At 65.8% G+C, this 12335-nt stretch carries 13 protein-coding genes and 1 pseudogene; 3 read left to right on the top strand and 11 right to left on the bottom strand.

Annotated features, from left to right (window positions below; all coding sequences use genetic code 11):
* The 6 genes and pseudogenes from QOI01_RS07690 to QOI01_RS07665 form a co-directional block, all read right to left on the bottom strand.
* Positions 1-240: pseudogene (locus QOI01_RS07690) on the bottom strand (aliphatic sulfonate ABC transporter substrate-binding protein); the annotation flags it as partial.
* 37 nt (positions 241-277) lie between these two features.
* Positions 278-1009, bottom strand: coding sequence for an ABC transporter ATP-binding protein (locus tag QOI01_RS07685; RefSeq protein ID WP_526379577.1), 732 nt, complete (start codon positions 1007-1009; stop codon positions 278-280).
* Positions 1006-1899 carry an ABC transporter permease gene (locus QOI01_RS07680; protein ID WP_526379576.1) on the bottom strand — a complete coding sequence of 298 codons (894 nt, stop codon included), beginning with the start codon at positions 1897-1899 and terminating at the stop codon, positions 1006-1008. Before QOI01_RS07680 ends, QOI01_RS07685 begins: the two co-directional genes overlap by 4 nt.
* 440 nt (positions 1900-2339) lie before the next feature.
* The gene (locus QOI01_RS07675) at positions 2340-3998 is read right to left on the bottom strand and encodes a rhodanese-like domain-containing protein (protein WP_526379575.1); all 1659 of its coding nucleotides are present in this window, start codon (positions 3996-3998) and stop codon (positions 2340-2342) included.
* A 30-nt stretch (positions 3999-4028) separates the two neighbouring features.
* Positions 4029-4352: a hypothetical protein gene (locus QOI01_RS07670; RefSeq protein WP_526379574.1), complete on the bottom strand. Its 324-nt coding sequence runs from the start codon at positions 4350-4352 to the stop codon at positions 4029-4031.
* Between the two features lie 289 nt (positions 4353-4641).
* A complete protein-coding gene (locus QOI01_RS07665) occupies positions 4642-4845 on the bottom strand; it encodes a hypothetical protein (RefSeq protein WP_526379573.1) in 204 nt (67 codons plus the stop codon).
* 333 nt (positions 4846-5178) lie between these two features.
* Here QOI01_RS07665 and QOI01_RS07660 point away from each other — a divergent pair, with 333 nt between their 5' ends.
* On the top strand, positions 5179-5544 hold the full coding sequence (locus QOI01_RS07660; RefSeq protein ID WP_526379572.1) for a hypothetical protein: 366 nt from the start codon (positions 5179-5181) through the stop codon (positions 5542-5544).
* A gap of 104 nt (positions 5545-5648) precedes the next feature.
* On the opposite strand, the gene QOI01_RS07655 is transcribed toward QOI01_RS07660, so the two are convergent.
* Positions 5649-6437 (bottom strand): TauD/TfdA dioxygenase family protein, encoded by a 789-nt coding sequence (locus QOI01_RS07655; RefSeq protein WP_526379571.1) that lies wholly within the window; start codon positions 6435-6437, stop codon positions 5649-5651.
* Positions 6438-6570: 133 nt separating this feature from the next.
* On the bottom strand, positions 6571-7290 hold the full coding sequence (locus tag QOI01_RS07650) for a TSUP family transporter (RefSeq protein WP_526379581.1): 720 nt from the start codon (positions 7288-7290) through the stop codon (positions 6571-6573).
* 433 nt (positions 7291-7723) lie between these two features.
* On the opposite strand from QOI01_RS07650, the gene QOI01_RS07645 reads away from it, so the two are divergent.
* Positions 7724-8797 carry an LLM class flavin-dependent oxidoreductase gene (locus tag QOI01_RS07645; RefSeq protein ID WP_526379570.1) on the top strand — a complete coding sequence of 358 codons (1074 nt, stop codon included), beginning with the start codon at positions 7724-7726 and terminating at the stop codon, positions 8795-8797.
* A complete protein-coding gene (locus tag QOI01_RS07640; protein ID WP_526379569.1) occupies positions 8794-9561 on the top strand; it encodes a DUF1684 domain-containing protein in 768 nt (255 codons plus the stop codon). The genes QOI01_RS07645 and QOI01_RS07640 overlap by 4 nt, the downstream gene beginning before the upstream one ends.
* A 21-nt stretch (positions 9562-9582) precedes the next feature.
* Here QOI01_RS07640 and QOI01_RS07635 read toward each other — a convergent pair whose 3' ends face one another.
* From QOI01_RS07635 to QOI01_RS07625, 3 genes are read right to left on the bottom strand one after another with little or no spacing between them, the layout of a single operon-like run.
* The gene (locus QOI01_RS07635) at positions 9583-9984 is read right to left on the bottom strand and encodes a RidA family protein (protein ID WP_526379568.1); all 402 of its coding nucleotides are present in this window, start codon (positions 9982-9984) and stop codon (positions 9583-9585) included.
* An 18-nt stretch (positions 9985-10002) separates the two neighbouring features.
* Positions 10003-11028 carry a sugar kinase gene (locus QOI01_RS07630; RefSeq protein ID WP_526379567.1) on the bottom strand — a complete coding sequence of 342 codons (1026 nt, stop codon included), beginning with the start codon at positions 11026-11028 and terminating at the stop codon, positions 10003-10005.
* Between the two features lie 33 nt (positions 11029-11061).
* Positions 11062-12333, bottom strand: a complete 1272-nt coding sequence (locus QOI01_RS07625; protein ID WP_526379566.1) for an alanine racemase — start codon at positions 12331-12333, stop codon at positions 11062-11064.
* Positions 12334-12335: the final 2 nt, after the last annotated feature.

Here is a 12335-nt window from a genome sequence, read left to right as displayed (position 1 = left end):
CGGCGCAACGTCGAACGCGCCGGACACCTTGGCCCGCTCCACGCCACCGTCTCCTCCGTTGTCGCCGAGGGTGAACGTGAACTGGCTCCATTCGGGGTGGGCGGCAGCTGTGGAGGCGCCGCCCGATTTGCTCAGCGGGCCGCCGTCGGGAGCCTTCGGCGATGAGCTGCAGGCGGAGAGGACCGTCGCGACGGTGAGGAGCGCCGCGGCGCCGATGATTCGGAAGGATTTGTCGTGCATGGTTTCTCCTGTGCGTGAATGACCGAGGCGAGTGACGTCAGTGCTTGGTGGCGAGCCCGAGATCGGCCAGCAGCGCCAGCCGGATCTCCTCCCTGGCGGGGCTCGCCTCGCGATCGACGGCCGACAGCTGAACCCCGTGGGTGGCGCCGATGCGTCCGTTGCTCATGATCACGATGCGGTCGGCAAGGGCGATCGCCTCGTCGACGTCATGGGTCACCAGCAGCATCGAGGCATGGTGCTTACGACGAAGCTCGCGGACTAACTCGTGCATCTTGACCCGAGTGATCGCGTCCAGAGCGGCGAACGGCTCGTCGAGCAGAATCAGCTCGGGCTCTGACACCAGGGCCCGCGCCAACGCGACGCGCTGAGCCTCACCGCCGGAAAGCTCCTTGGGCCAAGCTCTTTCGCGCCCGGCAAGGTGTACGTCGGCCAGCGCCTTACGGGCGCGCTGGTCGGCGTCGGAACCGTGCAGGCCGAGGGTGACGTTCCGGAGCACACGCTGCCATGGCAGCAGCCGGTCGCCCTGGAACACGATGGCGCGCTTCGAGGGAACCTCGATGCGACCGCCGTCCGGCCGGTCCAGCCCGGCGAGCAGTCGCAGCAGTGTGCTCTTCCCACAGCCAGAGGGGCCCAGCAGGACGACGAGTTCGTCGTCATCGATCGTTAGATCCAGATGGTCCAGAACCGTGCGGTCACCGAACGTGCGGACGACCTGGTGGGCCAGCACGCCGGTCTGGTGACGCGGGGTCGTCACGGTGGCGGCGGTCATACTGCCTCATAGCTGGGCCGCCACCGCAGTAGCACCCGCTCGAGAATCCGGACGATCTGGTCGGCCAGCAGGCCGAGGATCGAGTAGATCACCAGGCCCACGAAGACCTGGTTGGTCTGCAGATAGGTCTGGGCCTGCGTGACCAGGAAGCCGAGCCCCTGGTCCGCGTTGACCGTCTCGGCGGCCACCAGACCAAGCACGCTGTAGGCCAGTGAGAAGCGAAGCCCCACCAGGAATCCGGGGAGCGCGCCGGGTAACAACACCCAGCTGACGACGCGCCACCGGCCCGCTCCGGTCGAGCGAGCCATCTCGATCAGACGGTGGTCCACCCCGCGGATGGCGGCGAACAAATTGAGGTACATCGGTACGCCTGCACCGAAGGCGATCAGCAGAACCTTGGTCAGCTCGTCGATGCCGAACCACACGATCATCAACGGCAGTACCGCGAGCAGTGGGATGGTGTTGAGGATCTGGGCGAGACCGTTGAACAGGTATTCGCCCCGCCGGAGGAAGCCGCCCAAGACCCCGGTGACGATGCCCACGCTCAATCCGAGCGCGAGGCCGAGACCCGCGCGCTGCAATGAGATCGCCAGGTCAGGGCCGAGCACCCCATCGTTCCACAGCTGTGTCGCCGTGCTCGCGATGTCGGTCGGGGCAGGCGCATAGAGCGCGGGGAGGACGCCCGACACAGCGAGCACCTCCCAGACGATGAGGATCAACACCGGCGTGGTGTAGATACCGAGCGGCCAGTGCAGCCTGCGCCACAAAGCGGCCCAGGACGCGGGCTCCCGGGAGTTCGCGGGTAGGAAGACGTCCCGGGGATGCGTCGGGCCTATGGTGGCCGACGCGGATTCGGGGTCCGCTCGGCTCGCCAGACTGATGTTCGTCATCGGGTCTTCTCCCGTCGGTGCACCTCGAACGCCCCATGGCGCTTGGGCCGTCGCGCGATTCACGCGTTCGAGGTCTGCACACACCATGAACCAGCGGTGCCCGTTCGCCGAGCTATGAAATCGGCGGGATTCTTTTGACCGTCGCTCTTCGGCGCCCGCTACCGCGCGTCGGCCGGCACCCATTCGAAGGGTCGCACACCCACGCTCAGCCACCAGCCCCCCAGCGGGGAATCGCATCCAGCAGAGCCCGGGTGTAGGTTTCGGCCGGTGTGGCGAATATCTGCTCAACCGGCCCCTACTCGATCACCCGACCTTCGTTGAGCACCACCACCTGGTCGAAGACCTGCCGCACAACCCCGAGATCGTGCGAGATCAGCACGGAGGTCAGGTTCAGCGAACGTTAAAGCCGTTCAAGCAGATCGAGGATCGCGCGGCACCGGTCAGGAGCCCGCGGTGTCGTCGATGGGGTCGACGAAGGACACCAACCCGTCACGTTCGAGTTCGGCGACGATGTTGTCGCCCCAGGCGATGTACCAGTCCAGGTTGGCGCGCCGCTTCTCCAGCGTCAGCGGTTCGGGTATGCGCTCGGCCGGGTCGAGCGCGTCTTGTCCGGACCCGGTTTCGACGGGGCGCCCACTGGCCCGCCATGCGTCGGTCCCCCCGGCCAGGGCGCGCACCGGACGATGTGTCGAGTGTTGCGCGGCAGCCAGAAGGGCGAGCCGGCCGTCGCTGGAGGTGAAGACGATGGCCGTGTCGGATGCAACCGACGACAGGGTGCGGTGCAGTGAGGAACGACGTGCGACTACCGAGCCTGGGATGTGATGGCGGACATGGACATACGGGCTGGCCGGCTCCAGGTCGACCACCAGCGGCGGTGGCTCAGAGCTTTCGAGCAGGTCGGCGAGCTCTTCGACACCGACGGTCGGCGCGGCCGCCTCGACTGTCGACGGGATGACAACCTGGCCGCCGGTCACCAGCTGGTCGTCCGCATCGAGGAGATAGACGGTCACGTCGGGCAGCCCGAGCTGGATCAGCCAGGTCGCGGTGGTACGGGCACGGACCCCGTCGGCGTCGTCGACGAGGATGACGCGGCCGTTGCGGCTGCCGATGTGGAAATCGGTCTTCTGGACCAGTTGGCCGCCGGGCACCGGGCGGAAACCGTCGAGGTGTCCGGCCACATACTCCTCGGGGGTGCGGACGTCGAAGAGAAACAGCGAGCGGTCCTCGGCCGTCGTCTGGGCGTCGTCGAGCTCTTCACGGGTGATTTCGCGCACGCCGAATCGGCGAGCGACATCGAGCGCGGCGGCTGCGGCCCTGGCACGGTTGGTCTCGCTGGGCACCGGTGCCACGGCGTCGTCACCACGGCCCGGCTCATAGCCGGCCAGCAGCCACGCGGTGGTCCCGTTCTCCAGCGACACCACTGGATTCGGGAAACCGGCGTTGATCAATGTCTGGGCGCCGATGATGGCCCGGGTACGGCCGGCGCAGTTGACGATCACCTGGGTGGTGGGCCTGCTGACTTGATCGAAGGCGCGGTAGAGCAGCTCCGGCCCTGGCGCGTCGATGCCGCCGGGAATGCTGATCGCCTGGTATTCGTCGAAGGGGCGTGAATCGAGGATGACGATGTCCTCGCCGGCGTCGATCTTGGCTTTGAGCGCTTCTGCGGTGAGTCGCGGTGTGTCATAACGGCGTTCGACATACTCGCCGAGCGCCTTACTGAGAGCGCTGAAGTTGGTGATCAGATGGTAACCGGCAGACACCCAGGCCGGATTGCCGCCCTTCAGTATGCGCACGTCCGTATAGCCGATGGCGCCTGCCAGGCCGGCGGCCTGGTTGGCCAATCCGTCGTCGACGGCGGAGGTGAACACCACGGGCACGGTGCGCCGGGGGGCGAGGGTGGGCAGCCGCAGCTCTACCTCGCTGGCCGGTAGGGGTACCGCCACGGAGATGTGACCACCGGTGTAGGCATCCCCCTCGCTGACGTCGGCGAGCACGACATCGGCGTGCGCCTCCAGCAGCGCACGCAACTCGGTGGCCGTGATGGTGGTGTGCTGCTCGCGCGCGGCGGCGCCAGCCTGTCCGTCAAGGGATAGTGTCATCGCTTCTCTTTCGTATCTCGTTGGCGCTGACTATGATCGGTTAGCCGACAGGAGTCTCGGCCGAGGTGACGCGCTGCCGTTGGCCACCTCGCCGAACCATTTCGCGCGCGCCGCCGGCAGCGCGGCCCGCCGTAACGTCTCGACGACGGCGAAGTGGTTACGCCAGACATGGGCGAGATTGGAATCGGCGGCGGCCACCGCGATCACGATGTCAAGAAGGTCGACCAGGTCGATCTCGGCTCCGCCGCTCTCGACGGGGATCCGTAGCGATCCGAACCAGACCTTGCGCAGCGCGTCCACGTGCTGATGCGGCAGCACTCGGCCCAATTCGTCGCCGGGCGAGTCGGATCGCACGGCATCCAAGATGGGTCCGATCTCGCGGAGCACCTGCTCTGTCGTGCTGATTGGACTGTCTCCCAACATATTCAGTGACACCTACCGCCGCGCCGCAAAGCCTCGGCGCCGACAGTGCGCCGCATCATGAATGCTTTGAGACCTACTCCCGTACGAGCACGCACGGTGACTTGCCACCTTGCACAACTCCTCGGCAAGCATCGACCCCCCTAGCACGGGAAACAACGACCATCGACTACGCACGCCTTGCAGATCTACTTAATCCGCGATGGTCGAGGCGCGTCCCGGACTACGACTTTCCGTATGGGGATGCCTTCACGACCGGAACGGCGACCGACGCCTTCAACACCGTCGAGTATTGGATGGTCGTGGTCTGCCCCGTGCTCATGGAACCCGACGACGCGACTGCCGTTCCATCGTGCGCCCCGCCGCCGTTCAAGGCGTTGATGGCGCCCATGGCCACGACGGCTGCGCCACCAAGTACGGCCGCCAAGGCTTTGCTCCGTGTGGCGAGATTCGAAAAATCCGTCATTACTGAAATAATCTCTCGTCTGCTCGAAAATTGCACCGAACGTCCCTCCTGACATCATTAGCGGGCGAATCCCTTCCGCCGCTCTAGCTACTGCTCGGACTTTTCACGTACCGACAGTTCGAAAGCTGAATTAGTCACAACTCGGCTGTCCGCTCCGAATGGCGAGGCCAACGTCAAGGCAATTGGCGAGGACAAAGCGCCGTATCGGCGCACCGATATCGTGCAAGCTCATGCGATGAACGCTCCCCCGTCGAATCCTGGAACGTCCCTACGTTAACCAGCGCCAAGCGGCCGATGAAGGCACTCGCCAATCACCAATGCGGGAAGGTGCAGTTCAGCGAGCAATCCGGACTTTCTAATTCAATGAATAAAATTGGCGTACGGACACTGGCCAGTGAAGTTGCTGTGTTTCGGCTGTGGGACTCGACCGTTCTCGAACCCATCACCTATTCGACATACACGAGTCCGGTCGTCGCCGACACGACAGGCACCATGATCGGCGTTGTCGACGTCGAGGTTGATCCGGTCCTCTCGAACGCCGATCCGACTGAACGTCCACGTCGGCACCAACGGAGGTATCGCGCCGAACTCGTCGGCAGTCACGACACCGTCGGCTGTATGCATTCGCCGGTTCGGCGACTGCAAAAGCGTGCCGCATAACGGCTCTGACGAACTTGGTCGCACAGTACGCGCTCCGCTCGACGGTGGACGTCGGTGCCGCAGAAGCGTTCATCTCCAAGTAAGGGGTGGAGACCCCTATGCAATCAGCCGGCGATGACCTTGCGGTAGGCGCGCGGGCCGTCATAGTCGTCGACCGCGAAGTGCCACGTGGCCTGGTTGTCCCAGATGACGAAGTCGCCTGTCTTCCAACCGAAGTCGACGGCGTAATTGGGTGAAGAGGCGTGGGCCAGCAGGAAGGGCAGCAACGCCTTGCCCTCAGCCGGGTCGATACCCGTGAGGCGCAACGCGGACGAACTCAGGAACACGCCCTTGCGTCCCGTGTGACGGTGTGTGCGCACCACTGGGTGCTCGACGGTCTCCGTCACCGGCGGACGGTTGTACGTTCCGTCACCGGGGTAGGCGTCGTAGACGGCACTCACCGACTCCAAGAGTTGCTTGAACGGCTCGGAGAGGCCGTCGTAGGCCGCTTGAAGGTCTGCCCACAGTGTGTGACCGCCGATCTCCGGCACTACCTGATAGGTCAGCGACTCGATGTTGAACGGTGGGTTCCGCCAGGTACCGCCCACGTGCCACGTCGAGGCGCTTCCGGCCTTCTCCAGATCGAAGACGTACGCCAGCCGGTTGTGGTCATCGCGGCGCAGCCACAGCGGGTGGTCGAAGGGCTCGTCGAAGATCCGCACTGCGTCCACGTGCGCATCCGGGGACAGGTGCTGGTTGCGGAACACCAGGACCTTGTACCGCCAAAAGTCCTCCCGTAAGGCGTGAGCGGTCGCCTCGTCGACACCGTGGGCCAGGTCGACACCGACGATCTCGGCGCCGAGGAGCGGACTGGCCGGTACGACCGCGTACGGGGCAGTGTGGGTAGTGGTCATCTGCCTCACCTCTATCTGGATGGCGTGAATCGGAGAAGAACGAATCCAGCACCACCGTAAGTCTCGTTGCGGGGCAGGTGAAATGGTTTGGCTCACGGGACGCATATCTGTCGGGACGGTCGGCCGCCCAGGGTCACGAGACCAGGAACATGCCCGTGGCGGCGACCACCAGGACCACGTCGATGAGGAGGCCGTACGTATGCGGGCGAAGTCGGCGCACCAGTCCGCGGGTCAGGAAGGGACCGATCATCAGCGCAGCCCCGATCAACAGTCCGCGGGCGACGAGACCCGTCGTGAGAGCGCCGAGCTGACCGAAGGTGGCGAGCTTGGCCGCGTAGAGCACCAACGCGCTGGCGGCTTCCGATCCGAGAAACGCACCTCCGCTGAGTCCGAATCCGGTGAAGACCGGAACACTCATTGGCCCGGTCGAAAGGACCAGCCCGGTCAGAAAACCGACGACGGCGCCGGCGGCGGCAAGCTGCCACAACCGAAGCCGCCACGCCCGTGCCGTCATCACCCTTCGCACGGGGATCATCACCAGAAAGAAGGCACCCAACAGCCCGTCGACGACTTTCGGCGAGATGGTCAGCAGCGTGTGTGCACCGAGCACGGCGGCCGGGGCGCCAGGCACGGCGTACGCAACGACGGGTCGCCACTGGATCTGTCGCCACCAGGCAGCCACCCGAGCGATGTTGGCCATGACCGCGGCTATCCCCATCATGGGTACCGCGGTGCGCGGCCCGTACAGCATCACCAGCACCGGCAGCAGCACGAGTGACGAACCGGTGCCAACCAAAGCTCCGAGGGCTCCGGCGCCCAACGCCAGAAGGAAGACAAGGACGAGAGCCGACATGGTGAGGACCTTCTCGTCGGCGTGGGGCACGCCGACGGAGATCCTCCAGGCTTTTGTCCGTTCAGATGACCGCACCTCATCCGGAGCTGCGGTGGCGTCGCTCGGACCAGACACACGCCCACCGGGCGCGTCGGAACCCTAGACGCTATCGGGTTGACCCTATCAAGTGGCACATCGCGTTTCGCGATCTGCCAGCGAACTGACAGGTGTGCTGCAGATGGCATTGGCGCACCAGGATTCGGGTCGGGCAGATTCGTAACCAGTGGCCACACTCTCACGTAAGCGATGATGAGTATGAGCCCGATGCGGGAATGAAACGGTGGTACACCGGGTTTGTGAAGTCGACACCACCCATCCCCACCAGGCAACGAGACTGCGGCTCCGGGTCGGTGCCCCCGCGGAGTACCGACGGAGGAGATGAGGTGAGCACATCGTGAAGTTCCTGCTGATCACGCTGATCACGCACCAGCCGGACCCCGCAACGGGTGAGAAGAAGAGTCCTGCCGACCGGCTGCGCGATGTCATAGATGCCGCGGTACTCGGCGAAGAACTCGGCTTCGACGGCTTCGCTGTCGGTGAGCGTCACGAGGATCCGTTCATCTCGTCGTCTCCTCCGGTGGTGCTGAGCAACATCGCGGCGAGAACGTCGGAGATCGCGTTGTTCACCGCCGTGACGACGTTGAGTCTGCTCGACCCGGTCCGTGCCTTCGAGGACTATTCGACGCTCGACAACCTGTCGGGTGGGCGGCTCGAACTGATCATCGGCAAGGGCAACGGGGCCGCGCAGGCCGAACTGTTCCACGTCACCGCGGCCGATCAGTGGGACCGCAACCGTGAGGGCTACGAGTTGTTCCGCAAGCTGTGGGAACGCGAGGACGTGACGTGGTCCGGCCGGTTCCGTCCGTCCCTGGTCAACGCCAAGGCGCTTCCCCGACCTCTGCAGCAGCGGATTCGCATCTGGCATGGCAGCGCGACGAGCAAGGAGTCGGTCGAACTCGCCGCCCGTTACGGTGACCCGATCTTCTCCGCCAACGTGACCAACCCGATCGATCCCTATGCCGAACTGGTGCGTCATTACCGGCAGCGGTGGGAGTTCTACGGCCACCGCCCCGAGGACGCCCTGGTCGGCGCGGGAACCGCGGGTTTCCACGTCGCCACGACGTCACAGCAGGCGCTGGACGAGTTTCGGCCCGCGTTCCAGGCACGTCTCTCCGCTCAGCGCAGAGTCGGGATGCCGGTGGTGTTCGACACGATCGAGGACTTCGTCGATCGAAGCTCGGCGTTGGTCGGCAGCCCACAGCAGGTGACCGACAAGGTCAGCCGCTACCACGAACAGCTCGGGCACGAAGTGATCCACCTCAGTGCCGAAGCCGACGGCGTGACGGCCGCCCAGAAGCGCCGAAGCCTCGAACTGTTCCAGTCCGATGTCGCTCCCGCTCTGCGCGAGCAGATTCCGAGCAGGCCGCTCATCTCGCAATCGACCGACAAAGGAGTGTTCGCATCATGACCGTCACCGGGGACACCGAGGCACCCACGTTCGAAGCTGCGTGGAACGACTGGCACACCGCGCGCGAGCGCTACTACGGCGATGCACTCGGCTGGGTGAGCATCACCGGCTTGCACTGGCTCACCGAGGAATTCGCGGCCATCGCCGACCTCCCAGGCCGGTGGAGGGCCGACGACCAAGCGGTGTACGTCGAGGGGATCGACGGAACCGACTACCTCGAACCGATCGAGGGCGCACCGGGGTTGTACGTCGAGGCCGGGGACCGCCGCATCGAGGTCATCCGCCGAACGGGCTCCGTTGCACTGCGGGTCCACGACCCGGCGTCACCGCACCTGAATGAGTACCACGGCATCCCGGCTTACGAGCCGAGCGAATCATGGCGTGTCGTCGGCACGTTCAGGGCATTCGAACATCCCAAGACCGTGACGACGGGTGCCGTCGTCGAAGGACTCGAGCACCATCACAACGCGGTGGGCACCATCGACTTCGAACTGGGCGGCACCACTTTTCAGTTGGTCGCCTTCGGGCGCCAGGACGGTGCGTTGCACGTACTCTTCACCGACGCCACCAGCGGAGTTACGACGTACCCTGGCGCCAGATCGCTTCCGGTCGCCGAACCCAAGGCCGACGGGACGGTGACCCTCGACTTCAACCGTGCCGCGAACCTGCCGTGCTCGTTCACCGACTACGCAACTTGCCCGGTCGCGCCCGCCGAGAACAAGCTCGCCATCGCCGTCGATGCCGGCGAGAAGAATCCCCGCTGACGGCAGGCCCCGGCACACCTCTCAGACGATGGCAAGGGCGTCGATCTCGATGAGCATCTCCTCCCGGGGCAGGCCCGTGAACACCGTTGTGCGGCAGGGCAGTGCGGCCTGTCCGCTGTGCTCGGTGACGAACTCCTGGTAGGCGGCATTCATCTCGGCGAAGTGCTCCCGATTGGTGAGGTAGACGCGCAGCATGACGATGTCGGCGAAGGTGGCGCCCCCGGCCTCGGCGATCGCCAGCACATTGGCCAGGGTCCGCCGCGTCTGGCCCGTCAGGTCGCCAGCGTGGACGTACTCTCCGGTGGCCGGGTCGACCGGGCCCTGGCCAGAGATTTGGATGAACGGTCCCTTGCGTACGCCCTGGGAGAACGAATGTGCGGGCGCGGGAGCGTGAGTGGTGAGAATCGCAGTCTTGTCGGCCATGGTGGTGGTATCCCTCTCCTAGTGATCTTCGGTTGTCGGGTTGGTGAAGTGTGCTGTACGCCAATGCTCTTCGGTGAGGCCGAGCAGGCGGGTGAGTTCCGCCTGGGGCGGGGCGGCGGCGTCGCCCGTGGTGGACAGGGTGCTCGCCGCGCAAATGTGACCCATCCGCAGCGCGTGCTCGATCTTCTTGCCGGTGACGACCCCGGCCAGGAACCCACCGGCGAAGGCATCACCGGCACCGATCTTCTCGACCACGTCGACGGTGAGCGACGGGACTTCCACGACTACGTCCTCGTGGAAGCCGGTGACGTGATGGGCGTCGTTCTTGACGACGAGATACTCGGGCTCGGGAAATTCCGCGCGGATCCGGGCGGGAGTCCCGGTTCCGAACACCGCGTCGGCCTCGTCGAGGCCCATCAGGACGATGCTGCTGGAGCGCACGCAGTCGGCGAGGACGTCGGCGGCACTCCGTGCGTCCGGCCATAGGGCGGGCCGGTGGTTCAGATCGAAGCTGCAGCGGTGGCGGCTGTGCACGAGATGGGTGACGAGCTCGCGTGCGGTGTCCGAAAGGGCGGGCGTGATGCCGCTGAGGTGAACCAGGTTGGTGCTGTTGAGGACTCGTGCGACCGGCGGGCGCATCAGGTCATCGACCGCGAGCGCAGCGCCGGCGGAGTCGCTCCGGTAATACATCATGCGCGATGCCGTGAGGGGAAGGTCGTTGGGGTGGGGGGATCCCCCGCCGCGTTCCTTGATGTACAGGCCGGTCGGGTGGCAGGGATCGACGACGATCGCGGCGGTGTCGATGCCCGCCTCGGCCAGGTGTGTCGCGAGATAGCGCCCGAAGCCGTCTTCGCCGACCCGGGTGATGACCGATGTCGCGATGCCCAGTGACGCAAGTGCGGTCGCGACGTTGACTTCGGCGCCCGCCGCGCCGCGGATGAACGTAATCGCCGTCTCCAGCGGTCCGCGTTGTGCGGACAGGACGACGAGTGCCTCGCCGACACAGGTGACGTGCGGCGTTGCGGATGCGGTGGTGGAAGCCAACGGTGCTGTGCTCCAGGATGTCTCGATGAACGATCAGAAGAAGGTGTGGATGAACTCGACCACCGTCGGGTCGGGGTGGGTGTGATCGGTGATGACCGGGATCAGCCGCCATTTGTCGAAGGTGGTGCAGGGATGGGACAGGCCGAGCCGCACGATGTCGCCGACCTCCAGGCAGCGGGCCGGCTCGCCCCCGATGAACGTGTGCTGATCGTTCATCGCGATGACCGGACCGGCGCAGACCGTGGCGGAATTGGCGACGTGCTGGACCACCGGCAGTCCCTCGTCGTAGGGCAGGTCCCGCTTGCCGGCGTCGAGCAGCGCCAGTTCGGTCTCGGGTTTCGAGGTCACCCGCGCCCAGCCGTGGATCGCGGAGCGCAGGTGAACGGGATTGTCCGGCGCGACGGCGTCGGCAAAGGGCGAGATGGATTGGTAGAAACCGTCGTCGTGGGTGATGTACGCGCCGGAGCGCAACACGATCCGCACCCCGTCGGTGCGGTGCTCGTCCAGGGCCGCCGCGACCAGGTCGGGGTACGCGCTGCCGCCAGCGGTGATCAGCGACTCCGGAGTCATCAGGCCGTCCAGCGCCCCATGCAGACGACCCAGGTCATCCAGGTAGGCGCTGATCCTGTCGACCGCCCCGGCGGAGCGGTCGTGACCCAGTACGCCTTCGTATCCGGCGACACCGGCCAGCGCGAGATGCGGGGAGGCGGCGATCGCGCGCGCAACCGCGATCGCCTCGTCGAGGGTGCGCGCCCCGCAGCGTCCGCCGGGGGCGCCCAATTCCACCAGCACGTTGACCGGTCCCGGGCATCTGCCGGCGCCGGCGAGTATCTGCGACAGCAGCTCGACGGCGGGTATCGAGTCGGCCCAACAGTAGAATTCGAATCCGGGATCGGCGCGCAGCGCCTCGATCAGCCAGCCGGTGCTGACGGGGTCGACCAGGGTGTTGGCGAGCATGATGCGCTCGACACCGAACCGGTGGGCGATCTGCGCCTGCCACGGGGTGGCCACGGTGATGGCCCACGCGCCCGCTTCGAGTTGGTGCTGCCACAACTGGGGAGCCATCGTGGTCTTGCCGTGCGGGGCGAGCAGCATTCCCTGCTCGGCCACCCAGCGCGCCATGGCGGTCGTGTTGTGGTCCAGGTTCGCGGCGTCGATGGTCACCAGCGGTGTGGCGAACTGCGACAGCGCGGGTTTGCGGGCGAGGAAGTCGTCGACGGTGACACCCCATGCCGATGCGGGAACCGATTTGTATTCGGGTCCCAGCACGGTCTGTCCGAGCCGGCGTAGCAGGCTGTGGTCCATCT

The organism is Mycobacterium sp., from assembly GCF_032162605.1.
Classification (GTDB): Bacteria; Actinomycetota; Actinomycetes; order Mycobacteriales; family Mycobacteriaceae; genus Mycobacterium.
Note: the sequence above shows the minus strand (reverse complement) of the source record. Positions and strands in the feature narration are given on the sequence as shown.